At 38.9% G+C, this 26,899-nt stretch carries 23 protein-coding genes; 8 read left to right on the top strand and 15 right to left on the bottom strand.

Features of this window, described 5'->3' with window-relative positions:
• Positions 1-161: 161 nt before the first annotated feature.
• The 4 genes from ychF to IEV91_RS08175 form a co-directional block, all read right to left on the bottom strand.
• Positions 162-1,262: a redox-regulated ATPase YchF gene (gene ychF / locus IEV91_RS08190; RefSeq protein WP_188496939.1), complete on the bottom strand. Its 1,101-nt coding sequence runs from the start codon at positions 1,260-1,262 to the stop codon at positions 162-164.
• A 127-nt stretch (positions 1,263-1,389) separates the two neighbouring features.
• Positions 1,390-1,593: a DUF951 domain-containing protein gene (locus IEV91_RS08185; RefSeq protein ID WP_188496938.1), complete on the bottom strand. Its 204-nt coding sequence runs from the start codon at positions 1,591-1,593 to the stop codon at positions 1,390-1,392.
• A gap of 17 nt (positions 1,594-1,610) precedes the next feature.
• Positions 1,611-2,993 carry a glycine--tRNA ligase gene (locus IEV91_RS08180; RefSeq protein ID WP_188496937.1) on the bottom strand — a complete coding sequence of 461 codons (1,383 nt, stop codon included), beginning with the start codon at positions 2,991-2,993 and terminating at the stop codon, positions 1,611-1,613.
• Positions 2,994-3,421: 428 nt separating this feature from the next.
• On the bottom strand, positions 3,422-4,450 hold the full coding sequence (locus tag IEV91_RS08175) for a YkvI family membrane protein (protein ID WP_308420020.1): 1,029 nt from the start codon (positions 4,448-4,450) through the stop codon (positions 3,422-3,424).
• A 269-nt stretch (positions 4,451-4,719) separates the two neighbouring features.
• Here IEV91_RS08175 and yyaC point away from each other — a divergent pair, with 269 nt between their 5' ends.
• Complete coding sequence (yyaC, locus tag IEV91_RS08170; RefSeq protein WP_188496936.1) at positions 4,720-5,382, top strand: spore protease YyaC; 663 nt, start codon at positions 4,720-4,722, stop codon at positions 5,380-5,382.
• Between the two features lie 1,306 nt (positions 5,383-6,688).
• Here the strand turns inward: yyaC and IEV91_RS08165 are convergent.
• The 11 genes from IEV91_RS08165 to rpmH form a co-directional block, all read right to left on the bottom strand.
• The gene (locus IEV91_RS08165) at positions 6,689-7,540 is read right to left on the bottom strand and encodes a ParB/RepB/Spo0J family partition protein (protein ID WP_188496935.1); all 852 of its coding nucleotides are present in this window, start codon (positions 7,538-7,540) and stop codon (positions 6,689-6,691) included.
• Positions 7,537-8,295 carry a ParA family protein gene (locus IEV91_RS08160; RefSeq protein WP_188496934.1) on the bottom strand — a complete coding sequence of 253 codons (759 nt, stop codon included), beginning with the start codon at positions 8,293-8,295 and terminating at the stop codon, positions 7,537-7,539. The genes IEV91_RS08165 and IEV91_RS08160 overlap by 4 nt, the downstream gene beginning before the upstream one ends.
• 368 nt (positions 8,296-8,663) lie before the next feature.
• The gene (noc, locus tag IEV91_RS08155; protein ID WP_188496933.1) at positions 8,664-9,506 is read right to left on the bottom strand and encodes a nucleoid occlusion protein; all 843 of its coding nucleotides are present in this window, start codon (positions 9,504-9,506) and stop codon (positions 8,664-8,666) included.
• 175 nt (positions 9,507-9,681) lie between these two features.
• Positions 9,682-10,389 (bottom strand): 16S rRNA (guanine(527)-N(7))-methyltransferase RsmG, encoded by a 708-nt coding sequence (rsmG, locus tag IEV91_RS08150; protein ID WP_188496932.1) that lies wholly within the window; start codon positions 10,387-10,389, stop codon positions 9,682-9,684.
• Positions 10,390-10,488: 99 nt separating this feature from the next.
• The gene (gene mnmG, locus IEV91_RS08145) at positions 10,489-12,375 is read right to left on the bottom strand and encodes a tRNA uridine-5-carboxymethylaminomethyl(34) synthesis enzyme MnmG (RefSeq protein ID WP_188496931.1); all 1,887 of its coding nucleotides are present in this window, start codon (positions 12,373-12,375) and stop codon (positions 10,489-10,491) included.
• A gap of 42 nt (positions 12,376-12,417) precedes the next feature.
• A complete protein-coding gene (gene mnmE, locus IEV91_RS08140) occupies positions 12,418-13,794 on the bottom strand; it encodes a tRNA uridine-5-carboxymethylaminomethyl(34) synthesis GTPase MnmE (protein WP_188496930.1) in 1,377 nt (458 codons plus the stop codon).
• 738 nt (positions 13,795-14,532) lie between these two features.
• Positions 14,533-15,243, bottom strand: a complete 711-nt coding sequence (gene jag / locus IEV91_RS08135) for an RNA-binding cell elongation regulator Jag/EloR (protein WP_188496929.1) — start codon at positions 15,241-15,243, stop codon at positions 14,533-14,535.
• On the bottom strand, positions 15,240-16,019 hold the full coding sequence (gene spoIIIJ, locus IEV91_RS08130) for a YidC family membrane integrase SpoIIIJ (protein ID WP_188496928.1): 780 nt from the start codon (positions 16,017-16,019) through the stop codon (positions 15,240-15,242). The genes jag and spoIIIJ overlap by 4 nt, the downstream gene beginning before the upstream one ends.
• Positions 16,020-16,063: 44 nt before the next feature.
• Positions 16,064-16,303, bottom strand: coding sequence for a membrane protein insertion efficiency factor YidD (gene yidD, locus IEV91_RS08125; protein WP_188496927.1), 240 nt, complete (start codon positions 16,301-16,303; stop codon positions 16,064-16,066).
• Entirely contained in the window at positions 16,300-16,659 is a 360-nt protein-coding gene (gene rnpA / locus IEV91_RS08120) for a ribonuclease P protein component (protein ID WP_188496926.1), read from the bottom strand. The genes yidD and rnpA overlap by 4 nt, the downstream gene beginning before the upstream one ends.
• 137 nt (positions 16,660-16,796) lie before the next feature.
• Positions 16,797-16,931 (bottom strand): 50S ribosomal protein L34, encoded by a 135-nt coding sequence (gene rpmH, locus IEV91_RS08115; protein WP_188496925.1) that lies wholly within the window; start codon positions 16,929-16,931, stop codon positions 16,797-16,799.
• 717 nt (positions 16,932-17,648) lie between these two features.
• Here rpmH and dnaA point away from each other — a divergent pair.
• The 7 genes from dnaA (at position 17,649) to gyrA (ending at position 26,745) form a co-directional block, all read left to right on the top strand.
• A complete protein-coding gene (gene dnaA, locus IEV91_RS08110; RefSeq protein WP_188496924.1) occupies positions 17,649-19,013 on the top strand; it encodes a chromosomal replication initiator protein DnaA in 1,365 nt (454 codons plus the stop codon).
• Between the two features lie 175 nt (positions 19,014-19,188).
• Positions 19,189-20,376, top strand: coding sequence for a DNA polymerase III subunit beta (dnaN, locus tag IEV91_RS08105; RefSeq protein WP_229745472.1), 1,188 nt, complete (start codon positions 19,189-19,191; stop codon positions 20,374-20,376).
• 193 nt (positions 20,377-20,569) lie between these two features.
• Positions 20,570-20,788, top strand: a complete 219-nt coding sequence (gene yaaA / locus IEV91_RS08100) for a S4 domain-containing protein YaaA (protein ID WP_373284410.1) — start codon at positions 20,570-20,572, stop codon at positions 20,786-20,788.
• Between the two features lie 21 nt (positions 20,789-20,809).
• Positions 20,810-21,931 (top strand): DNA replication/repair protein RecF, encoded by a 1,122-nt coding sequence (gene recF / locus IEV91_RS08095; protein WP_188496923.1) that lies wholly within the window; start codon positions 20,810-20,812, stop codon positions 21,929-21,931.
• Between the two features lie 14 nt (positions 21,932-21,945).
• Positions 21,946-22,197 carry an extracellular matrix regulator RemB gene (gene remB, locus IEV91_RS08090; protein WP_188496922.1) on the top strand — a complete coding sequence of 84 codons (252 nt, stop codon included), beginning with the start codon at positions 21,946-21,948 and terminating at the stop codon, positions 22,195-22,197.
• A 50-nt stretch (positions 22,198-22,247) separates the two neighbouring features.
• Positions 22,248-24,167, top strand: a complete 1,920-nt coding sequence (gyrB, locus tag IEV91_RS08085; RefSeq protein ID WP_188496921.1) for a DNA topoisomerase (ATP-hydrolyzing) subunit B — start codon at positions 22,248-22,250, stop codon at positions 24,165-24,167.
• Positions 24,168-24,243: 76 nt separating this feature from the next.
• Positions 24,244-26,745: a DNA gyrase subunit A gene (gene gyrA / locus IEV91_RS08080; protein ID WP_188496920.1), complete on the top strand. Its 2,502-nt coding sequence runs from the start codon at positions 24,244-24,246 to the stop codon at positions 26,743-26,745.
• Positions 26,746-26,899 lie beyond the last annotated feature (154 nt).

The following is a 26,899-nucleotide window of genomic DNA, read 5'->3' as shown; positions in this document are numbered from 1 at the left end:
GTCCTCATTTTCAACCTAGATTATAAGAACGGTACAAAGTTCCACGATGGAAACTCCCTTTGGTCTAATGGCCCCCGAAGGAGCAGAGAGTGTTCAATTTCACTCACAGCAATTAATTATAAAGGATTTTCTTCTATTTTTCAACCTGTAACTTTAAAGGATTAAACATTAAAGCGAAAATGAACCACATCGCCATCTTGAACAATATAGTCTTTACCTTCAAGACGAAGCTTCCCATTTTCTTTTGATTTACCCAAAGACCCTGCAGCCATAAGGTCTTCAAAAGAAACAACCTCGGCTCTAATAAAGCCTCGTTCAAAATCAGAATGGATAATCCCTGCCGCTTGTGGTGCTTTAATTCCTTGTCTAAAGGTCCAAGCCCTGACTTCTTTTTCGCCCGCTGTGAAGTAGGTGGCTAAACCGAGGAGCTTATAACTTTTTTCTATAAGTTGATCAAGGCCTGATTTCGTAATGCCTAAGTCTTCTAAGAAAGTTTGTTTTTCTTCCCCTTCAAGTTCAGCAATCTCTGATTCAATTTTTGCAGAAATCACAACGACTTCAGATCCCTCTTTTTCAGCAAGAGCTTTGACCTGCTTCACAAACTCATTTTCTTCACCACTGACTAAATCATCCTCTGATACGTTTGCTACATAGAGCACCGGCTTGATCGTCAATAGATTTAAGGTTTTAACTGCACCCTTTTCTTCTTCCGTTAGGTCAACATTTCGAGCAGGTTGTTCTGATTCAAAGGCCGCTTTTAACTTTTCTAAGGCAGAGAATTCTAGAATAGCCTCTTTATCCTTTTGTTTCACTAATTTTTCTACTCGACTGAAGCGTTTATTGACTGAATCAAGGTCCGCTAAAATAAGCTCTAAATTAATCGTCTCGATATCATCAACCGGGTCGACTTTTCCTGAAACATGCGTGACATTCTTATCTTCAAAGCAACGAACAACATGGGAGATAGCATCCACTTGACGAATATTCGCTAGAAATTGGTTCCCTAGTCCCTCGCCTTGACTCGCACCCTTCACTAACCCTGCAATATCTGTAAATTCAAAGGTGGTTGGAATCGTTTCTTTCGGATGATACATCTCCGTTAATGCATCTAATCGCTCGTCTGGGACATTCACTATCCCTACATTGGGATCGATCGTACAGAAAGGATAATTTGCAGATTCTGCACCTGCTTGCGTAATTGCATTAAATAATGTTGATTTACCTACGTTAGGTAAACCGACGATACCCGTCGTTAAGGCCATGCCCTTCACTCCTTAAACACTTCATTATAGACTTTCCCTTGCCACTTAGGAAGGTTAACTTGTCCATACATCTAGGAAAGAAAATTATTGATGAATATAACTGGCCACCTGAGGCGGCCTTTAATCCCTATGCTTCTTTCTCATGGTGGACAATGACTTTTTTCATTTTTCTTTTAAACTCACTTCTTGGTAACAAAACGCTATGTTCACAGCCTAAGCATTTAATTCTTATATCCGCACCCATTCTAATGATTTCCCATCGATTTTCCCCACATGGGTGCGGCTTTTTCATTTCAACAACATCGTGAAGATCAAAAACTTTTTCCTCCATTAATGACCCCTCCGATATTAAAATTGTATTTTTTCTTTTAAAAAGTCAGCAACCTCAGCAATAGGAAGACGGACTTGCTCCATTGTATCACGGTGACGGACAGTCACTTGACCATCTTCTCTAGAATCAAAATCATAAGTAATGCAATACGGTGTGCCAATTTCATCCTGACGACGATACCGTTTCCCGATAGACCCTGTCTCATCGAAATCAACCATGAATGTTTTGGAAAGGGTTTGAAACACTTCATAAGCATCATCCGATAATTTTTTAGATAGCGGAAGAATAGCTGCTTTATATGGGGCAATAGCAGGATGAAATCTTAAGACTGAACGTGTCTCTTTTTCATTGATTTCCTCTTCTTCAAAAGCATCAATCAAGAAGGCTAATGTCACGCGATCAGCACCTAGTGAAGGTTCGATAACATAAGGGAGGTAACGCTCATTTGTTGCTTGATCAATATATTGCATATCCTCACCTGAAACCTCCATATGCCTCTTGAGGTCATAATCCGTTCTTGAAGAAATACTAGATAGCTCGCCCCAGCCAAAAGGAAATTTATATTCAATGTCTGTTGTGCCTTTACTATAATGTGGGAGTTCCTCTTCCTCATGATCACGCAAGGTCACATTCTCAGCCTTCATATTAAGCGACAACAACCACTCACGGCTAAAGGCTCTCCAATAATCGAACCACTTCTCTTCTTCTCCTGGCTTACAGAAGAATTCAAGTTCAAGTTGTTCAAATTCACGTGTTCTAAACGTAAAATTCCCTGGCGTAATTTCATTTCTAAAAGATTTACCGATTTGGGCAATCCCAAAAGGGACTTTCTTACGCATGGTTCTTTGCACATTTTTAAAATTGACGAAAATCCCTTGAGCCGTTTCCGGGCGCAAATAGATTTCATCTGTGCTTGTTTCAGTAACCCCTTGGTATGTTTTGAACATGAGATTAAACTGACGAATTGGCGTGAAGTTTTGTGACCCACAATTTGGACACTTCACGTGATGCGTTTTAATCAATTCTTCCATTTCATCAAAGGATAAGGCTTCAATGGAACCTTCTATATTATCCTCACCGATTTGGCTCTCCAAAAGTTTATCTGCTCTATGACGTGACTTACAGTCCTTACAATCCATCATAGGGTCATTAAAATTACTGAGATGGCCTGAAGCCTCCCATGTTTTCGGATTCATAAGAATTGAGGCATCTAATCCGACATTGTATTGGGATTCCTGTACATATTTCTTCCACCAGGCTTTTTTAATATTGTTCTTCAATTCTACACCAAGAGGACCGTAATCCCATGTGTTTGCCAATCCACCATAAATTTCTGACCCCGGAAAGACAAATCCTCTCTGCTTTGCTAGATTCACAATTTGCTCCATTGTTGTTGCCATTTTTCATCCTCCTATTTTCAACAACTGTTCCCTGTTTTTAGCTACTAAACCTTGGCTTACACTTCACCACTTCGCTAAGTCGCGGCCTCATCCTTATCCTAGCCCTGACTTATAAAGGGTATCGCCAATTCCTCTTTCAAGGAAGACAACGCCCCTGCTCAACAGTCTTTTTTACATAAAAAACAACTTCCATCCAAAGGCAATATACTGCCTAGGGACGAAAGTTGTTACACTCACGCGGTTCCACCCTATTTGACACAAACGTGTCCACTTCATTTCCACTGGTTCCAGACTGCCCTTCCTTGAAGCCCCATACCGAGCTCACACCCTTCTCGGTTCGCTAAAATGGAGGATTTCAAGTACTCCTTTCTGTCATCACCATCGTCGGATTTACTTTAATATATTGTATTATATACCATCTGGAACGTTCAATCAATTTTTCTTTGCTGCTTTTGCACAATAGGATATATGACGAGTGCTGCTAGGATATATAAATTGATGAGTCCATATAAAGGATAGAGAATGGTGACCAGCTTTGCAAAGCCCAAGGTGGTTAGAGGAATCATGGTGATGACCAGTAAAGCTGCCAACCCCCAGTATGGCAGTTTAATGATCTTCTTCAATCTCGTAATTAATCCAAAGAGCCCTGAAGCCGCTGTCGTATAAATCGCAAATAACAATAGCACCGTCATGATAATCGTCATCGCATAAGGATAGTTTTTTAGCAAAGCAAATAGAGGTATTTCATACACCATAATATCGCCCGCAACTTGAATTAATGACTGATTATAAAAGAAAGACACCACACCTAAAACCACACCACTCCCAATAGAGGCAAATAAAATTTCCCCTTTGGTTTTAATTTCGCTCCCTATCCCGCCGAGAATTGCGGCTAAGGAGAGGATATTGAGTGAGGTGAATATAATGGCGGAGGTCCAGTTTGATTGATGATAAATATCAATTTTCCATATTCCCTCAACGTGATGTCCAAATTTTAATAACACCGCTAATAACAAAATAATAAGGAGAGGAATAATCACTATATTAATGGAGACTAGTCCCTTATTTCCCCATATAAATAATAAGACAAGAACGGTACTCATGAGAAAAATGCCATGCCAATAAGGAATTTTCACTGCTTCAAGGGCTGCACCGCCCCCAGCGATCATAATAACAGTTGTAGAAAATAAATACACAAAAATCATCCCATCATAAATAGCGGCGATCTTCTCTCCTACTAACTGTTCCAGAATGGGCGTGTAGTGCGTTGTCTTCATTTTATAGCCAATCGACATCATGACATAGATCGATAGAATAAAGAGTATGGTAAATAATGCGATAGCAAACACACTCTCTTGTCCAAAAAACTGCCATAGTTCTCTCCCTGATGCATATCCTGCTCCAATGGTCGTGCCGATAATAAGAAACATCCATTTCAATCCTGCTTTAACCATCATAAGCCTCCCCTACTGCCTGTAGAAATCACATTTATAGCCAGTCCTCAACCTTTATCCCTCTAAGCAAAATATCATCGTGTAAGCAACGATAGTTTCTAAAGAACCGTTTTGTTTTCAAGCAAAATTTAGTGCTCCTTTATCCGTTCAGTTCTTTCTTTGTCTCCTTCTTACAAAAGTTACTCGCCTTTACAGCAAACAAATGAGAAGGCACGTATAGAAATGGGATTTTGTCCGTATACTATTACTAATATTACTAAGGAGACGAACCTATGAATCTAAAAAAAACTTTCCGTGCCCTGACAAAAAATAATGATTTCCGTGTTCAATACGATGAAGCTACCGCACACCTAAAGTTAACCAAGAATGTAGAAAGCCACCTTCAAAATATTGATTTAGATCGCCCAATCCTTATTGTTTGTATCGGGACTGATAGATCTACAGGGGATTCATTAGGTCCACTTATTGGAAAACAGCTGAGTAAATTTACTCATTCTCCTTATACTCTATTTGGAACTATCGACGAACCTGTTCACGCAGTGAATTTGGCGCAAACTTTAGAGTCTATACAATCAGAGTTCACTCATCCCTTCATCATCGCCATTGATGCCTGTCTTGGAAAGCGTGAGAGTGTTGGAAGTATTACAATCGCTGAGGGACCCATTAAACCTGGTGCTGGCGTTAAAAAGGAACTTCCTGAGGTGGGTGATATCCATATTAAGGGGATCGTAAATGTGAGTGGTTACATGGAGTATTTCGTATTGCAAAACACGAGACTTTCTCTTGTTATGAAAATGTCTGAAGTGATTGCTTCATCATTACATACTGCACTTATGAATCATTTTAGAAAATATCCAACGAAGAAAATTAAGATTAATAACGAAGAACATACACCTCACCCTCTTTGGCATGCGCCGCCTAAGGTTATTGAATAATGCGGTTCTAAATCAATAGTTGAAGTAATAAAGGATTGTAACCAATAATAAGATTTCAAAACTCAAAATGGTGAGGCTCTAAAAATCATTAAAATGTATAATCCATATAGATTGCAACGTAACGCTTAAGCTAAGAGCTAACATAATAGGTGATTACTGCAGGCTTATGGTGTGGATTTAAGCTTCAGGTCGCTCGCTTTCCATGGGCACGGCCTCAGCTAACTTGGGAATAGATTAATGGGTTTCCCAAGTATTTATGAATAGAAATTCCCTGTTCCTGCGTCTACTCGTACCGCTTCGTCGTCAGCTTTCTCGGAACAACTCGAAGTTTATTCGAGAAGTAACGCTGGCCCCGTTCCCATAGGACTCGAGTATCGGCATCCGTGAGTCAGCGGCACTGGGGAACACACAATGTATAAGTGTTCCGAACCTCGCGTCTTACGCTCCAATACACTTGATTGCTGTTGATTTTTTTTTACTTAACTGCATCTTATGTGCGTGCCCACACTGTCTTTTTAGTTTCAGCCTTGATTCGTGCGTCATTTGTGAGTAGTGGCTGGCTTTTGTGAGTGTGGCCTTTCTTTTGTTAGTACAGCACCTCTTCTTGTGCGCGTGCCTAGAGATCTTTTGTTAAGTTTTAATAAACAAATGATAAGCGGTTGGTTTATTGTTATGCACCTAACTAGCGAAGGAAATACACGTAGACTCAAAAAATCGTAAAAACCACGATTTTTCTGCGATGATTACTCTCCTAGTCGCCTTCCTTAGTCCTGCGGGAGCAGTGCCCCAGGTGAGACCCCTATCTCACCCCAAAAAACAATAAGCGTTTTTCGGGGACCCCGGTATTTTGCGTAGCATGAGGAGGCTCACTAGCCGCCCTCGGAAAGCGGAGTGTATTTCCGTAGCGATGATTTATGATTTACGTCGCAATTTGCTTCAATTCCGGTAAGTCCTATCTTGAGAAGCAATACATCCTCTAGAAAACCTGTGCATTTAATAATAGTTAGCCATTAAAGGGGGTATAAATAGACTTTTAAAATATCGTTAACCTCACATATAATAGCCAACAATACATTATTGAATTAGAAAACTCAGCTTGTCGCCAAGCCTTAATGGCGATAACACAAAGTTGCATTTATAAGGTTCTCCACTAAGTTATGCTTTCTGACCTTATAAAAAAGGTGACTCAATAAGGTCGTAAACCTTTGAGTCACCTCATACAGCGCCCTCCCCTATTTCTCAACCTTTAAAGGTCATCAAACAAGACATAAGCACCTGTCTGTATTTAGTTAAAGCTATTAAACTTCTATTGTTCCAAAATCTCTAAAACACGGTTTAAATCTTCGCTTGAATAATATTCAATCTCGATTTTACCTTTATTTTTATTTTTAGATTGTTTAATAGACACAGAAGTTCCAAAGCGCTGTTTGAGTTGGACTTCCTTTTGTTGCAGAATAGGATCTAATTTTTCTTTTCTCTTTTTAATTGTTCCACGTGAAACATTTTCGTTCAGTTTAGAAATGAGTTTTTCTAAATCACGGACATTAAGCTGTTCTTTAATCACCTTATCGACAACGCTAGGAATTTGCCGTTTATTTACTAGACCAAGGAGTGCTCGACCATGCCCCATTGTTAATTTCCCCTCGGCAATGAGGGACTGAACAGGCTTGTCTAATTGTAACAACCGCAAATGGTTCGCAATATGGGGACGACTTTTACCTAGTTTTTTGGCGAGTTCTTCTTGAGTAAGCTGTAATTCGCTCATGAGTTTCTTATAAGCGATGGCTTCCTCAATCGCATTTAAATCTTCACGTTGCAGGTTTTCAATCAAGGCAATCTCCATCATTTCCTTGTCTGAAAACGTCTTAACTAGTGCAGGAACAGTTTTAAGCTTAGCTTCAATAGCCGCTCGATAGCGCCGCTCACCTGCAACAATATCAAAGCCCTTTAGTCCTTTGCGCACAATGAGTGGCTGTATAATACCATGCTCTTCAATTGAGATTTTCAACTCTTGGATAGCTTCTTCATCAAAGTGTTTTCTCGGCTGATAGGGATTCGGACGTAATTCCTTAACTTTTATTTGCTGAATACTCTCATTCTCTTTCAATTCTGTTTCAGGAAAAAAAGCATTAATACCTTTGCCTAAACCTCTGTTCACCCGTTCATCACTTCCTTCGCTAATTCAAGATAAACTTCAGCACCACGAGACTTAGGATCATAAATAATAATAGGTTTTCCATAACTAGGGGCTTCACTTAATCTCACATTTCTTGGAATAATCGTTTGATACACTTTATCTTGAAAATACTTTTTGACTTCATCAATAACTTGTATTCCTAAATTAGTCCTCGCATCAAGCATTGTCAATAAAACACCTTCAATCATTAAATCATGATTCAAGTGTTTTTGAACGAGCCTGACCGTGTTCAGTAGCTGACTCAATCCTTCTAAAGCATAATATTCACATTGTACAGGTATAATTACAGAGTGAGAAGCTGTCAATGCATTAATTGTCAATAACCCTAAAGAAGGTGGACAATCGATAATAATATAATCATAAATATCTTGAACTTTTTCAAGGGCTCTACCGAGACGTACCTCTCGAGAGATCGTCGGTACTAATTCAATTTCAGCCCCAGCTAGTTGAATGGTGGACGGTATGATATCTAAACCTTCAACATTTGTCGTTTTGATCACTTCACTTGGCTCGACGTCTTCTACTAAAACATTATATATACATTCATCGACATCACCTTTATCAACACCAACACCACTCGTCGCGTTACCTTGTGGATCAATATCAATTAATAATACCTTTTTCCCCATATAAGCCAAACAAGCACTCAAATTGACAGAAGTTGTTGTTTTACCGACTCCACCCTTCTGGTTGGCAATGGTTAATATCTTGCCCACTTTTTCACCACCTTCAAAAATACAACATGAGGATCGTTATCATCACGTTCCTATTCGTTTCGTTAAACCTCATATCATTCGTCTTTTCAGAGAAATATTAAGACTGTCGCTGCATCACTTATTTCCATGCATGATTATTTATTGAGAGTATTAACTAAAACACTTTTTATTTTTAAATTTCTCTTTTTCAAAGAGCAAGCAATACTACTATTTTATCATGAAATGAAATTAAATTAATATAAAAGTAGAAAATAATAGGTGAGATTTTTTTAGCAAGCTATAAAAAGCAGTTAATCTTCGGATCAATTGTTTTAAAAGACACAAATAGAGGAAACCACTCAATGGTTTCCCAAGATTTTATTCATGATTTATTTTTTTGGAATACGGATCGTAAACTGATAATAATCGCCTAAATCCTCTTCATTTGTATCGACTTTAAGCCCTGTATCTGAAACCATTCCTACGGATTGACGAATGGTATTAACCGCAATTCTCATATCTTTACTTAAGGATAGCCTTCTCTTTGGCTTTTGCTTTTCAACTTTTTCTATTAAACTCTTAATCCTTAGCTCTGTTTGCTTTACGTTTAACTCTTTTTCTATGATTTCATTTAAAACCTTTTCTTGCTTTTCAGGATCATTCTTTAAAAGAATTAAGGCACGCGCATGTCTCTCAGATATTTTCTTCTCTAACAAAGCATTTTGGACAGATGTCGGTAATTTTAATAATCTTAGTTTATTTGCGATGGTCGACTGCCCTTTACCTAACTTTTGGGCTAAACTTTCCTGAGTTAAACCATGGATATCCATCAATTTAGCATAAGCCATTGCTTCTTCAATGGCTGTTAATTCTTCTCTTTGAAGGTTTTCAATGAGAGCCACCGCTGCGGTTTGCGCATCATCATATTCTTTAATAATGGCAGGAACGGTTTTCCAACCGAGATAATTGGCCGCTCGCCACCTGCGCTCCCCTGCAATGATCTCATATTTATTCTCTTCATACTGACGAATAACAATGGGCTGAATAAGTCCATGGGTTTCAATCGTATGAGCAAGCTCTTCAATTTTCTCCTCATTAAAGACCGTTCTTGGTTGATATCTATTGGGAATAATATTTTCGACCAAGATATCCTTCACCTGTTCCTGTTGCCAATCCTCGACCACTTCAGGCTTATCTCCTTGTCCAAAAAACTTGGAAAAAGGTTGTTTCATGATACGATCACCACCCTTATCATCTAACATAATATTTCGCTGTTAAAAATTAAATTCCTGCATGATTAAAAATGTTTCACGTGGAACATTCCATGAGAAAGTTCTAATTGTTTAATAAGGGATCTCTTTCTTCCCCTTACCTTAAATTTAGGTAATGTAAAGCATAATATCGACATTACAACGGTTGTTTAGAAGGTGTCCCTGGTTTTCTTGGGTATTTTTTTGGTGTTGTTCTCACCTTTTGAATCATAATCACATCTCTATGGCTTTGTTCTTCTGGTAAGAGGAAAGGCTCTACTCGCTGGAGTTCTCCTCCCAATTTTTGAATCGCGATCTGAGATTCATCAATTTCGTCTTTCCCACTTGCACCCTTCATGGCAATAAACGTTCCACCTACTTTAGTTAAGGGCATACAATATTCACTTAAAATATTTAAACGAGCCACAGCACGAGCCGTTACGATGTCAAATGACTCCCGGATGTTTTTTCGATGTCCAAACGTTTCAGCCCGATCATGGTAAAGATGAACACCCGATAACTCTAATCTATTCGTTAATTCCTCTAAAAATCCAATCCGTTTATTTAAAGCATCTACAATGGTGACCTCTAATTCAGGATAAATAATTTTTAGTGGAATAGAAGGAAATCCTGCACCTGCCCCTACATCACAAAGCGATAAAGGTTGACTAAAATCAAAAAAGAAGCTAGGTGTGAGTGAATCATAAAAATGTTTTAAGTACACATCACTTTTCTCTGTGATTGCGGTTAAATTAATCTTACTATTCCATTCAATCAGTGTCTCGTAATATGTATTAAATTGATTAACTTGGAAAGGAGAAAGGACAATCCCTTTCTCCTTTAATAAATTGTTGAACCCTTCCATCAATGGCCTCCAAGTCATCCTATTTTCACCCGGCCACTCTAGCAAGAAAGGAGCATAATCTCCTCCCTTGTGTGCCGGAGAAAATAGAATATGATTGATCTACTTTGCTATCTTTGCTAATCGTCCTTGTTCAAGATAAACCAGTAAAATGGACACATCACTCGGGTTTACCCCAGATACACGTGATGCTTGCCCAACAGACAAAGGTCTTACTTCTGCTAACTTTTGTTTGGCTTCAGTCGCTAGCCCATGGATCGCCTCATAATTGAGATCATCAGGAATGCGTTTTTCTTCCATTCGTTTCATTTTATCCACTTGTTGAAGTTGTTTACCAATATACCCTTCATATTTCGTTTGGATATCGACCTGTTCTGCCACATCCTCAGGAATGTCTCGTTCAGACGGTACAATTTGAGCAATATGATGATAATGAATTTCTGGTCTTTTTAAGAGCTGCTCTGCTGTCACAGGTTCTTTTAATTCATGACCACCAACAGAACGTAAAATTTCTTGCACTTCTTCAGTAGGTTTGATCATAATTTTTTCAAGACGTTGTTTTTCTTCTTCAATTAATCTTTTCTTTTCTATAAACTTATTATACCTTTTCTCGGGGATTAACCCAATATCAAACCCAATTTCCGTTAAACGTAAATCAGCATTATCATGTCTCAACAACAATCGATATTCAGCACGAGAGGTTAGCAAGCGATAGGGTTCATTAGTCCCTTTAGTGACAAGATCATCGATAAGGACGCCAATATAGGCTTGTGAACGATCTAAAATGACAGGATCCTTCCCTTGAACCGCTTGAGCGGCATTAATCCCTGCCATAATCCCTTGTGCTGCAGCCTCCTCATAACCCGATGTTCCATTAATTTGCCCCGCAGTATAGAGACCTTTAATTTTCTTAGTTTCCAACGTTGGCCATAATTGCGTTGGTACCATGGCATCATACTCAATGGCGTACCCCGCTCTCATCATTGAGGCATTTTCGAGCCCTGGAACTGTTCTCAGCATCTCCACTTGAACATCCTCAGGTAAACTTGTCGAAAGACCTTGCACATAGACTTCCTCGGTGTCCCTGCCTTCAGGTTCAAGAAAAATCTGATGACGTGGTTTATCACTAAAGCGGACAATTTTATCCTCAATAGAAGGACAATAACGCGGGCCGGTACCTTTAATCATCCCTGAATACATCGGTGACCGCCCTAAATTGCTATTAATAATTTCATGGGTTTTGGCACTTGTATACGTTAACCAACAGGGAATCTGATCGGTGATATATTGTGTTGTTTCATAAGAGAAGGCATGGGGTTCTTCATCACCCGGCTGCATCTCCGTTTTGCTATAATCTATTGTTTTACTATTAATCCGTGGCGGTGTCCCTGTTTTAAATCGAACAAGGTCAAAGCCAAGTTCTTGTAAATGATAGGAAAGGTTAATCGAAGGTTGCATATTATTAGGGCCACTCTCGTAGGAAAGTTCACCAATAATAATTTTCCCCCTTAAAAAGGTTCCTGTTGTAATGATCACGGCCTTTGCCGTATATTCAGCATTGGTTTTTGTAATAACACCCTTACAAACCCCATCTTCTACAATTAAGCGTTCAACCATTCCTTGTTGTAAGGTGAGATTCTCTGTTTCTTCAATGGTTTTTTTCATTTCTCTAATATACATAAATTTATCGGCTTGTGCCCTAAGTGCCCGAACAGCAGGCCCTTTACGTGTATTAAGCATTCTCATTTGAATATGTGTTTTATCTATATTCTTACCCATTTCTCCGCCCAAAGCGTCAATTTCACGAACGACGACACCTTTTGCTGGCCCCCCTACAGAGGGGTTACAGGGCATAAATGCAATGGTATCAAGGTTAAGGGTAAGCATTAGAGTTTTAGAGCCCATACGAGCAGAAGCTAAAGCGGCCTCAACACCGGCATGCCCTGCCCCTATGACAATTACATCAAAATCTCCAGCATGATATCCCATCAATTTTTCCTCCAAATAAAATGTAATTAAACCAATATTAAACTATTTTCCGAGACAAAACTGTGAAAATAACTGATCAATTAAACTATCTGAAACGGTATCACCGACAATTTCCCCAAGGAGCTCCCAAGTTCTTCTAATATCAATTTGTGCCATATCGACCGGCATATTGGCTTCTATAGCATTCATAGCATCCTCAATCGCTTTTTTTGCCTGAATTAATAAAGTAATGTGTCTTGTATTGGAGACATAGGTCAGATCATTTCCCTCAAGACCTTGATCATAGAACAGACCACTAATTGCTTGCTCAAGCTCATCGATCCCCTCTTCTTTAAGCAAAGAGGTCGTTAGGACCGGTCGATTTCCGGCCAGCTGCTTCACTTTCTCAAGGTCAATTCTTTGTTCTAAATCAGTCTTATTGATGACAATAATAGCATCCATATCTTTAATTGCATCAAACAAACGCAAATCTTCATCAGATAATACTTCATTATAATTGATTAAATATAAAATGAGGTCAGCTTTTTTTAACACTTGTCTTGAACGTTCAACACCCATTTTCTCAACGATATCTTCTGTTTCCCGAATGCCTGCAGTATCAATAAGTTGAAGAGGAACGCCTCTTACATTCACATATTCTTCGATGACATCGCGTGTGGTCCCAGGAATGTCGGTCACAATCGCCTTATTTTCATGAACAAGACTATTTAAAAGGGAAGATTTACCAACATTAGGCCGTCCAATAATAACCGTCGCCAGTCCTTCTCTTAATATTTTTCCTTGGCGGGATGTGACTAATAATTTCTCGATTTCCTTTTTTATTTCCTCTGACTTCTCTATTAATAATTGATGCGTCATTTCTTCAGCATCATATTCCGGATAATCAATATTGACCTCTACTTGAGCAATCATCTCAAGTAACTCCTGCCGCAAACCTTGTACGAGCTTTGAAAGTCGCCCTTGCATTTGCCCCATCGCAACATTCATGGCCTTATCTGTCTTCGCTCGGATCATATCCATGACAGCCTCAGCTTGTGACAAATCAATACGCCCATTTAAAAAAGCCCGCTTTGTAAATTCCCCGGGTTCAGCCAATCGTGCACCATGCGTTATGGCAAGCTCTAACACCCGATTGACAGACATTAACCCTCCATGACAATTAATTTCAACTATATTTTCTCGAGTAAATGTCCGCGGAGCCTTCATCACCGAGACCATGACTTCCTCTATAACCTCTTCACGCTCCGGATCATAGATTTTCCCATATTGAATTGTATGTGATTCAACATCAGTCAGCGCTTTTCTCCCTCTATAAAAACGATCAGCAATTATGATTGCTTCCTCTCCGCTTAAACGAACAATTGCAATAGCTCCCTCTCCAATCGGTGTCGATATCGCCGCAATCGTATCTTGTTCCACTCGCTTCACCTTCTTCCCTCTCTATATTCAAAGCTACCGCTTAAAACTGTCTATATGAACTTACCCTTATTTTATCCACAAAATAGTATTCCTAAAGTATTAGAATACCATATTTTTGTTTGTGGATAAAGTCATTGATAGGTTATCCACATGTTGATGAATAGGTAAAATTATTTTATCCACATCCTTCTGCGGAGCCTCCTTGTAATGAACATGGAAAACTCAAACTTCAAGACTCTTGATGCTGATTGTTTAAAGCAAAAAAAATGGGCAAGAGCGCCCGCTAAAGTCATGGAAAAAGTTTTTAATACCAAGATGAACTGCCAGTAGCAAGTGGACCGAGACTGGAGCGAAGGATGCGAGAATCGAAGGAGAGTGTTTCCTCAGCGCCGCTAACTCACAGATAACTAAACTAAAGTCCTGAGGGAACACCAGGACACGTAACTTCATCGTAGTTCTGAAGCGGCAATCCACACCGTTCTGATAACCAGAATCCGATTTGGCTGTGGCCATACCATAATGGTGAAAGTCAAAATGGCACGTAGGCTATCTGGGATCTATAAATCCTGATAAGAAAAACTCCCTCTGTTTAATTGCCTGGCTTACACCAAGTCTTTATCGATGAAGACAAGTTTTTCTACTGATCTCTTTAGGGCTTCGATGGCTTATCCTTTCTTATTCTTGTACAAAAAAAGCAGCCCATTCCATGAGCTGCTCTCCTTAATTCTATATGACTTTCTATTTTTCGTTTTTTGTAGATATTACAACATACCGATGAGGTTCGACCCCTTCTGATGTTGTCTGAATCAAAGGATTCCCTTGTAAAGCGGTGTGAATCACTTTTCTTTCATAGGAAGGCATAGGCTCTAAAACAACTTTCCTTCCTGTTCTTTTTACCTTTTCAGCATTTCTCTGAGCTAATCCCGTCAATGACTCTTTGCGTCTCTCACGGTAATTTTCAGCATCGAGAAGAATTCTAATATTGTTTTTGGAATGGTGATTAGCGACCATGTTAGCCAAGTATTGAAAGGAATTTAGTGTTTGTCCACGCTTTCCAATCAAAATGCCCATTTTATCACCGATAAGCTCAATCTCGTAATTCCGGCTATCGACTTTAGTCGCTTTAATCTCTATGGCAATTCCCATTTTTTCTATCACATTTTTTAAATAATCGGATGCTTTTTCTATTGGATCGATAGGATCAACACTGGCTATATCAACTGCCTCAGTTAATTCCTCTGGATGGCTTTCCTCTTGCTCAACAGTTGATGGAGGTTCAATCAGAGACACTTTTATGGTCGCCGGCTTCGAACCAATCAATCCAAGGAACCCCTTTTTAGGAGCTTCTAGCACTTCAACATGTACTTTATCTTCACTTGTATTTAAGGTACTTAAAGCAGAAGTTAAAGCTTCTTGAATCGATTTTCCACTTACTGTTACATCCATCACTTTTTCGTTCCTCCAGTTTGAGTTTGATTATTGTACTTCTTCCTCATAGGAGCAATAACAAAGTAGGTTTGGAAAATCATAAAGATATTACCAATAACCCAATATAAAGCAAGTGCCGCAGGGAAATTGATCGCTAACACTAGAATCATGATTGGCATAATATAGGTCATCATCGCCATTTGTGGATTAGAATTCCCCATCGAACCCATCATAATCTTTTGTGAAATAAATGTCGTGACGGCAGCAATCACAGGTAAAATGTAATAAGGGTCATGTGCCCCCATCTGGAACCAAAGGAAAGTATGCTCCTTAATTTCTGGTGTGCGATTAATCGCATGATAAAAAGCAATCAAAATCGGCATTTGAATGAGTAAGGGCAGGCATCCCGCTACAGGATTGACATTATGTTCCTGAAAAAGCTTCATTGTTTCTTGTTGTAATTTCTTTTGTGTTTCTTGGTCTTTTGAACTATACTTCTCTCTCAACTTCTTAATTTCAGGTTGAATGAGTTGCATATTCCCTGAGCTTTTAGTTTGCTTTATCATTAATGGAAGCAAAACAAGGCGAACGATGATTGTACAAATAATGATCGCCATACCATAACTCCCACCAAAAATATTGGCTATGTACGTAATGAATTGTGAGAGTGGCCAAACAAACCATTCATTCCATATCCCTGTGCTGTTGGAATTAATCGGTTCATTATACGAAGTACAGCCGGTTAACAAGCCTACTAAAAGAATTAAAGTAATTATTAGTGGCAGCTTTTTGCGCAATTTTATGTCTACCTCCTTAGTTACCATCACTGTCTCTTTTCATCTTAAGCGTGTTTATGCGAATGTTTATCTCTTTCAGGCACAGGATCAAATCCTCCCGGATGAAAGGGATGACATTTAAGGATCCTCTTTATTGTTAAAAAACTCCCCTTAAAAAAACCAAATCGTTTAAAGGCCTCCATCCCATACTCTGAGCAAGTAGGATAGAAACGGCACGTTGGAGGTTTAAGTGGCGAAATACATTTCCTATAGATAAAAATGACACCCATGGCGATCCATTTCATCTCGCATCACCCTTGTCCTTCTTTAAAAGATGCCCTTTACCCAAAATATGTTTAAGACTTTTTGCTATTTCCCAATAGTTTAGTTCAGAAGTAGGCTTCCTAGCAATAATAACACAATCTATCCCTATTAAGAAACGGTTTTCATAATGCCGAATCGCTTCACGTATACACCGTTTAATTCTATTTCTCATTACTGCATTCCCAAGCTTTTTACTCACAGAAAGACCTACTCTAGCATATGGCTGGTCCTCCTGCTTTAGAACATAGATAACAAACTGCCTGTTAGCTATAGACTTTCCTTTTTTGAAAACCTCTTGAAAATCATTGTCTTTCTTTAAAGGTTGGATTTTTTTCATCTTTTCACTCCAAATCACAAACCTTATGTAAAATATAAATGTAAAATACAATCTATACTCCTTAAGTTCAAAGTATAGATTGCATCAAGCTTATTCTCATTAGATAGTGAAAAAAGACCACTGCATCCTCAGTGGCCTTAAGCAGATAATACTTTTCTTCCTTTTTTACGGCGACGTGCAAGTACTTTACGTCCATTTTTCGTACTCATACGCGCACGAAACCCGTGTACCTTTTTACGTTTACGATTATTAGGTTGGTACGTACGTTTCATCTATTCCACCTCCCAGAGGTTATCAATACTGTATGAATAGTTTTTTGGCCTCTTAATTCTTGATCAGATCTGTGAGATCCCTCTCACAACCATATCATTCACACACATTCTGACTCATTATAATTTCATTTTACTTATATGTCAAGAACCTCTTAAAAATCAAGGGCCTCCTTTTATCCATCCATTCTAGGTCCATTCGCTCTCAATTGCTCGTGTTCTATATATTGATCACCACCGTAACAATGTTACGACACAGAAGATGCTAAGGACTCCATTTCCTTTCTTTTCTCTTGCTGTGGATAACCCTTCGACAAAAAATCTTTTTATCCAGAGCTTATCGACATTTTTTTCACACATTCACATCCTGTTGAAAAGTTGTGCTGTTAACAAAAACAGAACTGTGGATAAACTATAATTTACGTTGCGATTCCTACTAATTTTTGATATGATATTTGTGTTTTAAACCATTTTGCATAATAACCGCATTTTCACTTTCCACAGGCTGTGGATAAAATTGTGGATTTTTTCAACAGCTTGTTATAAACACTATCCACAAAATATTCATGACTGTAGACAAGTGATCGGATGAATGATAAACTGTCGAAATCTATTGTGGATATTTCGACATTATTCATTTTATTTAGGTGGTGTTCAAATATAGGACGGATGTGTTCTCTACTTTTTGAACAATCGCTATAAGGGGGGATAAAACGTAACATGGAGAATATCCAACAATTATGGAGTAACGCGCTGAGCGCCATCGAAACAAAGCTCAGTAAACCCAGCTTTGAGACTTGGCTAAAATCGACTTCTGCAGATGCCTTTTCTGATAATACTCTCATTATCTCCGCGCCGAATGAATTTGCTCGTGATTGGCTTGAAACCCATTATTCTCATTTGATTATGGAAACCTTGAAAGACTTAACCGGCTCTGATATTGACGTTAAATTCATTATTCCCAATAAACAAGGCGATATCGATGATGCCTTTAACAGGCGCCAACAAAAAAAAAAGAAAACAGCCTTAAAGCAAGAGAAAGCAAAGGAACCTAATAAGCATATGCTTAATCCCAAATATACTTTTGATACATTTGTTATTGGTGCTGGAAACCGCTTTGCACATGCAGCCTCACTTGCAGTCGCTGAAGCTCCAGCTAAAGCTTATAATCCACTCTTCATTTATGGAGGAGTTGGTCTTGGAAAAACTCACCTTATGCATGCCATTGGTCACTATGTCATTGAACATAATCCTGATGCAAAGGTGGTTTATTTGTCATCTGAAAAATTTACAAATGAATTTATTAATTCGGTTAGGGATAATCGCCAGGTTGACTTTCGTAATAAATATCGCAATGTTGATGTTCTATTAATTGATGATATTCAATTCTTAGCGGGAAAAGAAGGGACCCAAGAAGAATTTTTTCATACTTTTAATACTTTACATGAGGAATTAAAGCAAATTGTCATTTCTAGTGATCGACCACCTAAAGAAATTCCAACATTAGAAGATCGCTTAAGATCACGGTTTGAATGGGGACTTATTACCGATATAACCCCACCAGACTTAGAGACAAGGATTGCGATTTTGCGCAAAAAAGCCCGAGCGGAAGGCTTAGATATGCCTAACGACGTCATGATGTATATTGCTAATCAAATTGACACAAATATTCGTGAATTGGAAGGCGCCTTAATACGTGTTGTCGCCTATTCATCCCTAATTAATCAAGATATCAATGTTGATCTTGCATCTGAGGCATTGAAAGATATTATTCCTTCCTCTAAACCAAGGACAATAACGATAAAAGATATTCAAACGGTCATTGGAGAGCATTTTCACGTTAAATTAGAGGATTTTTCTGCTAAAAAAAGGACAAAATCTATTGCCTTTCCTAGACAGATTGCCATGTATCTTTCCCGTGAGCTAACGGATTATTCCTTGCCAAAGATTGGTGAAGAATTTGGCGGAAGGGATCACACCACCGTTATCCATGCCCATGAAAAAATTTCTAAGCTCTTAGATACTGATAAAGAATTACAACAAAAGGTCCGTGAAGTCACTGAACAGTTAAAATCACCTGTCTGATCTTCCACAGTCCTGTTTATAACTCCCCTAGTTTAGTTTGTGTTTATGCACAAGTTACCCACATGTGGATAAATGCAATTTCATGCAATAAAGTGACTTATCCACATATTCAGGGGCCCTACTACTATTACTACTATATTTTTTAAATAAAATATATGATAAGGAGGCACCTGCATTGGAAGATTTTATTCATTCCGAATCAGTAGATTCAGATCTTCAGTTAAAGGTGACAATCTCTAGAGAAAAACTTGTTGAAAATGTAAATCATGTAATAAAAGCCGTTTCTTCAAGAACAACAATTCCTATCCTTACAGGGATTAAATTTGTTGCGTCAAAAGAGGGCATTGAGCTAACAGGTAGTGATTCCGATGTCTCTATCCAATCCTTTATCCCTCTTGAAGAAAACGGAATAGAAAATGCAACGGTCGACATTCCAGGACAAATTGTTCTGCAAGCCCGCTTTTTCTCAGATATCGTAAAAAAATTACCTGGAGATCAAGTGGATCTCGAAGTGGACTCGAGATTAATGACTCGAATAACCTCGGGTTCAAGTGAATTTAATCTTAATGGACAAGATGCTGAAGAATATCCGCATCTTCCTTCAATTCGAGAGGAAAATTCATTTAACATTCGAACTGATGTTTTAAAACATGTCATTAAACAAACAGTCTTTGCGGTGTCCACCTCAGAAACACGTCCGGTATTGACAGGTGTAAACTGGAATATCCAGAATGGTAAATTATCCTGTGTTAGTACAGATAGTCACCGTTTGGCAATGCGCACCATTAGCATTGAAACCGAGGATAATCTTGAAAAGAGCAATGTCATCATTCCTGGAAAAAGTTTAAGTGACTTAGCAAAAATTTTAGATGACTCGGGTTCAGATTGGGTCCAAATTATTATTACGGATAACCAAATTTTATTTAAATCAAATCATCTGCAATTTTATTCTCGGTTGTTAGAAGGCAATTACCCTAACACTCAAGGACTCATTCCTCAGGAATCGAAAACAGAGGTTATATTATCTACAAAGTCTTTCTTACAAGCGATCGACCGGGCTTCCTTATTAGCAAGAGAAGAAAGAAATAACGTTGTAAAACTAAAAACATTGAATGACAATACGATTGAGATTCTGTCACAATCAACGGAAATTGGTAGGGTTTTTGAAAATGTGAGTACTAAAAGTATTGAGGGCGAAGAAATCCGAATTTCTTTTAGTGCGAAATATATGATGGACGCATTAAGTAAAATTGACGCGACTGAAATAAAGATTAATTTCACTGGTGCTATGCGCCCCTTCTTAATTCGACCTGTAGATGAACAGGATATTTTAATGCTCATTCTTCCGGTAAGAACCAATTAACAAAGTGGACTGACTGTCATCATTTTTATTTAAGCTCTTTAAAAGGCCTCCCATTCTCAAGAGGCCTTTTCTTTACTATTCGGGGTCACTAAAAAGTAAGATTATGACTCATCAAATGGTGTAGAAAGAGTTAGAATAGAAAGAGGAACTCAATATTTTTAAACTAAAAATACTGACAAAGGATGTTACATTCGTGCAATTGATACAATTGAGGGAAAATCAAGAATTTATGACACTAGGGCAAGTGTTGAAGTCAGAAGGTATTATTGGGACGGGGGGCCAAATAAAATGGTTTCTTTCAGAGTATGTCGTTAAGGTTAATGGCGAACAGGAAACAAGAAGAGGGAGAAAACTCCGCGCTGGTGACGAAATTTTTATTGAGGGGCACGGAGACTTTAAAATTATAGAGTAAAATTTAAAGGGGGAGCCCCTTTTGTACTTAGAGACAATTCAAGTCGAGCATTTTCGTAACTACGAACGGTCATCTATTGATTTATCGCAGTCTATTAATGTTTTTATTGGGGAAAATGCCCAAGGTAAAACTAATCTTTTAGAAGCTATCTATGTTTTAGCGATGGCAAAATCTCATCGCACACCTCATGTAAAAGAATTAATCCAATGGGGACAAGAATATGCTAAAATAGATGGTAGAGTAAAAAAGAATAGTGGAACGATTCCTTTAGAGTTAACTATTTATAACAAAGGTAGAAAAGCTAAGGCGAATCATATTGAACGGAAAAAGTTAAGTCAATACGTGGGTTTATGTAATGTGGTCTTATTTGCCCCAGAAGACCTAAGACTCGTGAAAGATAGTCCGAGTCATCGGCGACGCTTTGTGGACATGGAGATTGGACAAATTCAGCCCTTATATCTCCATCGACTGTCAGAATTTCAGAAGGTGCTCCAACAAAGAAATGCCTTGTTAAAGGACCTTTCCAGGCAAACCAACCCTTCAACAACGATGTTGGAAGTTTTAACAGAGCAGATGATAGAGTTGGTCGCTGATATTACGCATCGACGCTTTTATTTTATTAAGCTTTTAAGGGAATGGGCACAGCCTATTCATAAAAGTATCAGTCATGGCTGTGAAAACCTTGATATTCACTATTTATCAAGCACTGTTGACGTATCAGAAGAGATGGATTTGTCTAGGCTAAAGAAGGTGTATGAAAAGGCTTTCGATCAAAATCAAAAAAGAGAAATTGATCGTGGCAATACCTTAATTGGTCCTCATCGTGATGACCTCAAATTCATAGTGAATGACAAAAACATACAAACTTTTGGGTCACAGGGGCAACAACGCACAACAGCACTCTCACTAAAACTTGCAGAAATCGAACTCATTTATAACGAAGTAGGTGAATATCCTATTTTACTTCTCGATGATGTATTAAGTGAATTAGATGATAGACGGCAAACACATTTATTATCAACTTTTAAAGAACGCGTCCAAACCATTGTAACAACCACAAATACGGACGCTATTGATCATGAAATGATGCAACAGGCAAGGTCTTTTGAAGTCAGCCAAGGGGATATTATCCGAGAAAAGTGATAGGAGTGTAGCTGATGTTCATTAACTTAGGCGAGGATACAATCATTCGAACCGATGAAGTTATCGCTATTTTTGATTATGACCTTTTTCGAAACGATGCCAATAATCAGCAGTTTATTAAAACATCCCTTGAAAATAAAGAGTTTACAGAGGTTGGTCAACAACTAACAAAAGCCGTTGTTCTTACGAATGATTCCATTTATTATTCACCATTTTCTCCGGCCACGTTAAAGAAACGTTCCCAAAACTCAATAAATTCTCCGTAGAACAAAGCGATGTACCATTGTGATTACCTGGAAAGAAGAAGGTGGATTAATTGTCTGAAGAACTAAATCAACATGCTTATGATGAAACACAAATACAAGTCCTAGAAGGTCTTGAAGCTGTTCGTAAACGTCCTGGTATGTATATTGGATCAACCAGTGGGAAAGGCCTGCATCATCTTGTTTGGGAAATTGTTGATAACAGTATTGATGAAGCATTGGCAGGTTATTGTGATGAAATTAAGGTGTCCATTAACACGGATGGCGGAATCACCGTTGTCGATAATGGACGCGGAATCCCGGTAGGTATACAAGAAAAAATGGGGCGTCCTGCTGTTGAAGTCATTATGACTGTCCTCCATGCTGGAGGGAAATTCGGTGGCGGTGGCTATAAGGTTTCTGGGGGGTTACATGGTGTTGGTGCCTCTGTTGTGAATGCTTTATCTGAAACGATGTGGGTCAAAGTCCATCTGAATGGAAAAATTCATTATCAAGAATATCACCGTGGTGTACCCGCTGCTGACTTAAAAGTCATTGGTGATACGGATAAGCATGGCACAGAGATTCATTTTATCCCTGATAAAGAGATCTTTAAAGAAACGACAGAGTTTGATTTTGATACCCTCGCTGTTCGTTTAAAGGAGCTTGCCTTTCTCAATAAAGGCATCCGCATTAGTATAAATGATGAGCGTGAAAATGGAAGAAAAGCAGAATACCACTATGAAGGTGGTATAAAGTCCTTTGTTCAATATTTGAATCGAACAAAAACAACCTTACACGAAGAACCTATTTATATTGAGGGCGAAAAGGATGAAATCTCTGTAGAAATCGCGATGCAATATAACGATGGCTATACCAGTCAGATTTATTCGTTTGCGAATAATATTCACACGCATGAGGGTGGAACCCATGAGTATGGCTTTAGAGTGGCTTTGACTCGTGTCATTAATGACTATGCGAGGAAAAACCAAATTTTCAAAGAGAGTGATCCTAATTTAACGGGTGAAGATGTGAGAGAAGGCTTAACAGCCATCATTTCCATTAAGCATCCTGATCCTCAATTTGAGGGTCAAACGAAAACTAAATTAGGAAATACTGAGGCACGGACCATTACTGAATCCTTGTTTGCTGAAGCTTTCTCACGATTCTTATTTGAAAATCCAAATACCGCGCGTCTCATTGTTGACAAAGGAACAATGGCATCTAGAGCACGTGCCGCTGCTAAAAAGGCTAGGGAGTTAACGCGGCGAAAATCAGCGTTAGAAGTTTCCTCTTTACCTGGTAAATTAGCAGACTGTTCCTCGAAAGATGCGACGATATCTGAACTTTATATTGTTGAGGGTGATTCTGCTGGTGGATCAGCTAAACAAGGACGTGATCGTCACTTTCAGGCCATCTTACCTTTGAGAGGTAAAATTCTAAATGTAGAGAAGGCCCGTTTAGATAAAATTCTTTCTAATGCCGAAGTAAGAGCCATGATCACCGCTATTGGATCCGGTGTTGGCGGTGACTTTGATATTGAAAAGGCGCGTTACCATAAAGTGATTATTATGACGGATGCGGATGTTGATGGCGCTCATATTCGTACGCTATTACTCACCTTCTTTTATCGCCATATGCGGGAGTTGTTGGAAAAAGGGTATGTCTACATTGCCCAACCGCCTTTATATAAGGTGTCTCAAGGAAAAAGGATTGAGTATGCCTATAATGATCGAGAACTTGAGACAATTTTAAAGGAACTCCCCGCAACACCGAAGCCAGGTATCCAAAGGTATAAAGGTTTGGGAGAAATGAATCCTGATCAACTTTGGGAAACAACAATGGATCCTGAAAACCGTTTAGTTCTTCAAGTGAGTTTAGAGGATGCGATGGAGGCTGATGAAGTCTTTGAGGTTCTCATGGGTGAAAAAGTTGAACCAAGACGAGCATTCATCGAAGAAAATGCTAAATATGTAGAAAATCTTGATATTTAAGAGGATGTCCGTTGAGGGCATGTGTGTTAATCAATCATGAAGGATTGATTAACACATGAAGGTAGGAGGCTTTTTAATGTCTGATAACCAACCACGTGTTAAACCAATAAATATAAGCCAAGAAATGCGAACGTCCTTTTTAGACTATGCAATGAGTGTTATTGTTAGTCGTGCGATTCCGGATGTGAGAGATGGGTTAAAGCCTGTGCATCGCCGCATATTATATGCGATGAATGAGCTGGGCATGACGTCCGATAAAGCTTATAAGAAGTCAGCAAGAATTGTAGGGGAAGTTATCGGTAAATTTCACCCTCATGGTGATTCGGCTGTCTATGAAACAATGGTTCGTATGGCGCAGGATTTTAGTTATCGTTATGAACTGATAGACGGTCATGGTAACTTTGGTTCTGTTGACGGAGATTCGGCGGCTGCGATGCGTTATACAGAGGCCAGAATGTCAAAAATCTCGATGGAACTTGTTCGAGATATTAAGAAAGATACCATCGATTATAAAGATAACTATGATGGCTCAGAACAGGAACCGGTTGTTTTGCCCGCAAGGTTCCCTAATTTACTTGTAAATGGGGCTTCGGGGATTGCGGTCGGGATGGCTACAAATATCCCTCCTCATCAACTCGGAGAGATCATTAACGGTATACTCGCGCTTTCTAAAAATCCTGATATTGAAATTAATGAATTAATGGAATATATTCCAGGACCTGATTTCCCTACGGCAGGGAGTATTCTAGGGCGTGAAGGGATAAGGAAGGCCTATCATACGGGTAGGGGTTCCATTATCCTGCGAGCAAAGGTAAATATTGAGCAAGAAGCAAATGGGAAAGAGACGATTATTGTAACGGAGCTTCCTTATCAAGTGAACAAGGCGAAGCTCGTTGAAAAGATTGCAGAGCTAGTCAGAGATAAACGCATTGAGGGTATTAGTGATCTTCGAGATGAATCTGATCGGAACGGGATGAGGATCGTCATCGAGGTTCGCCGAGATATGAATGCGAATGTCCTTCTCAATAATTTGTATAAACACACAGCCTTACAAACAAGCTTCGGGATTAACTTGCTGGCGCTTGTTGATGGACAGCCTCGTGTCCTTAATCTCAAAGAATGTCTTGTTTATTACCTTGAACATCAAAAAGTGGTGATCAAAAGACGTACGCAATATGAGCTTAAAAAGGCTGAGGCTAGAGCTCATATTTTAGAAGGATTAAGGATTGCTCTTGATCACATTGATGAGATCATCAGTCTTATTAGAAGTTCTGCAACAACGGATATCGCGCGGGAAGGCTTGATGACAAATTATCAATTGTCTCATGATCAAGCACAAGCCATTTTAGATATGCGTTTGCAACGGTTAACAGGACTAGAAAGAGATAAAATTGAAAATGAGTATCAAGAGCTCGTTAAGCTTATTGCTGAATTAAAAGCCATCTTAGCGGATGAAGAAAAGGTTTTAGAAATCATCCGAGAAGAATTAATCGAAATCAAGGAAAAGTATGATGATACGCGCAGGACAGAAATTACTGTTGGCTTTGATATGATTGAAGATGAGGATTTAATTCCTAGAGAAGATATCGTGATCACACTCACGCATAATGGTTATATCAAGCGTATGCCTATCGACACATATAAGAATCAAAATCGCGGTGGTCGTGGGATCCAAGGGATGGGGACCAACGAAAATGACTTTGTTGAACAATTATTTACGACTAATACGCATCATTTTGTTCTCTTCTTTACGAATAAAGGGAAAGTATACCGATTAAAAGGCTATGAAATTCCTGAGCTTGGGAGAACAGCAAAAGGGATTCCGATTATTAACCTGATTCAAATTGAAAAAGGTGAATATATTACGGCTGTCTTTCCAATTGAGGATTTTGTTGATGATTGGTTCCTTTTCTTTGTGACGAAGAAAGGGATTGCTAAGCGTTCTTCACTTTCACAGTTCTCGAATATTCGTAAAGGTGGCTTGATTGCCCTTGGATTAAGAGACGAGGACGAATTGATTTCTGTGCGATTAACAAGTGGTGATAAAGAAGTCATTGTGGGGACACAAAAAGGTTTAGCGATTCGTTTCCATGAAACAGATGTTAGAGAAATGGGACGGACTGCAGCAGGGGTTAAAGCTATTACCCTTTCAGATGATGATAAGGTTGTCGGTATGAGCATTATTGAAGAGGACGAAGAGATTCTTATTGTGACTGAAAAAGGATATGGCAAGCGAACAGCAACGCCAGAGTACCGGATTCAAACGCGCGGTGGTAAAGGGATTAAAACATGTAATATTACCGATAAAACGGGTGATATGGTGGCCCTTCGAACGGTAAGGGATGACGAAGACCTTATGATTATAACAACGACAGGGATTATTATCCGAACCGCCGTCGCTGGAATTTCCCGTCTAGGACGGAATACGATGGGTGTTAAATTAATTAGAATTTCAGAAGGGGATAGTGTCGCTACAGTAGCTCGAATTGACAGTGACCCAGAGGTTGAGAACGAAGAGGAAGTAGAAGCTTCAGATCAAGTCAACGATCCTTCTAGCAACCCTTCTGAAGATGAATAACCATCCAAATGAAATAGAAAAGTAAAGGCCATAAAGTAGTAAGGATTTATACATTTTTGGCACAAAGAACCGCCTCTTTAAAGGCGAAGAAGAGGGAATCAAGAAAGACTTGGTTCCCTCTTTTACACTATCGTATCACCAGTTGAACAAGGTT

Origin of the sequence: Pullulanibacillus pueri, from assembly GCF_014639255.1 — a bacterium.
Lineage (GTDB): Bacteria > Bacillota > Bacilli > Bacillales > Sporolactobacillaceae > Pullulanibacillus > Pullulanibacillus pueri.
The sequence above is the reverse complement of the archived record's forward strand: the minus strand, read 5'-3'. Positions and strand labels throughout refer to the sequence as shown.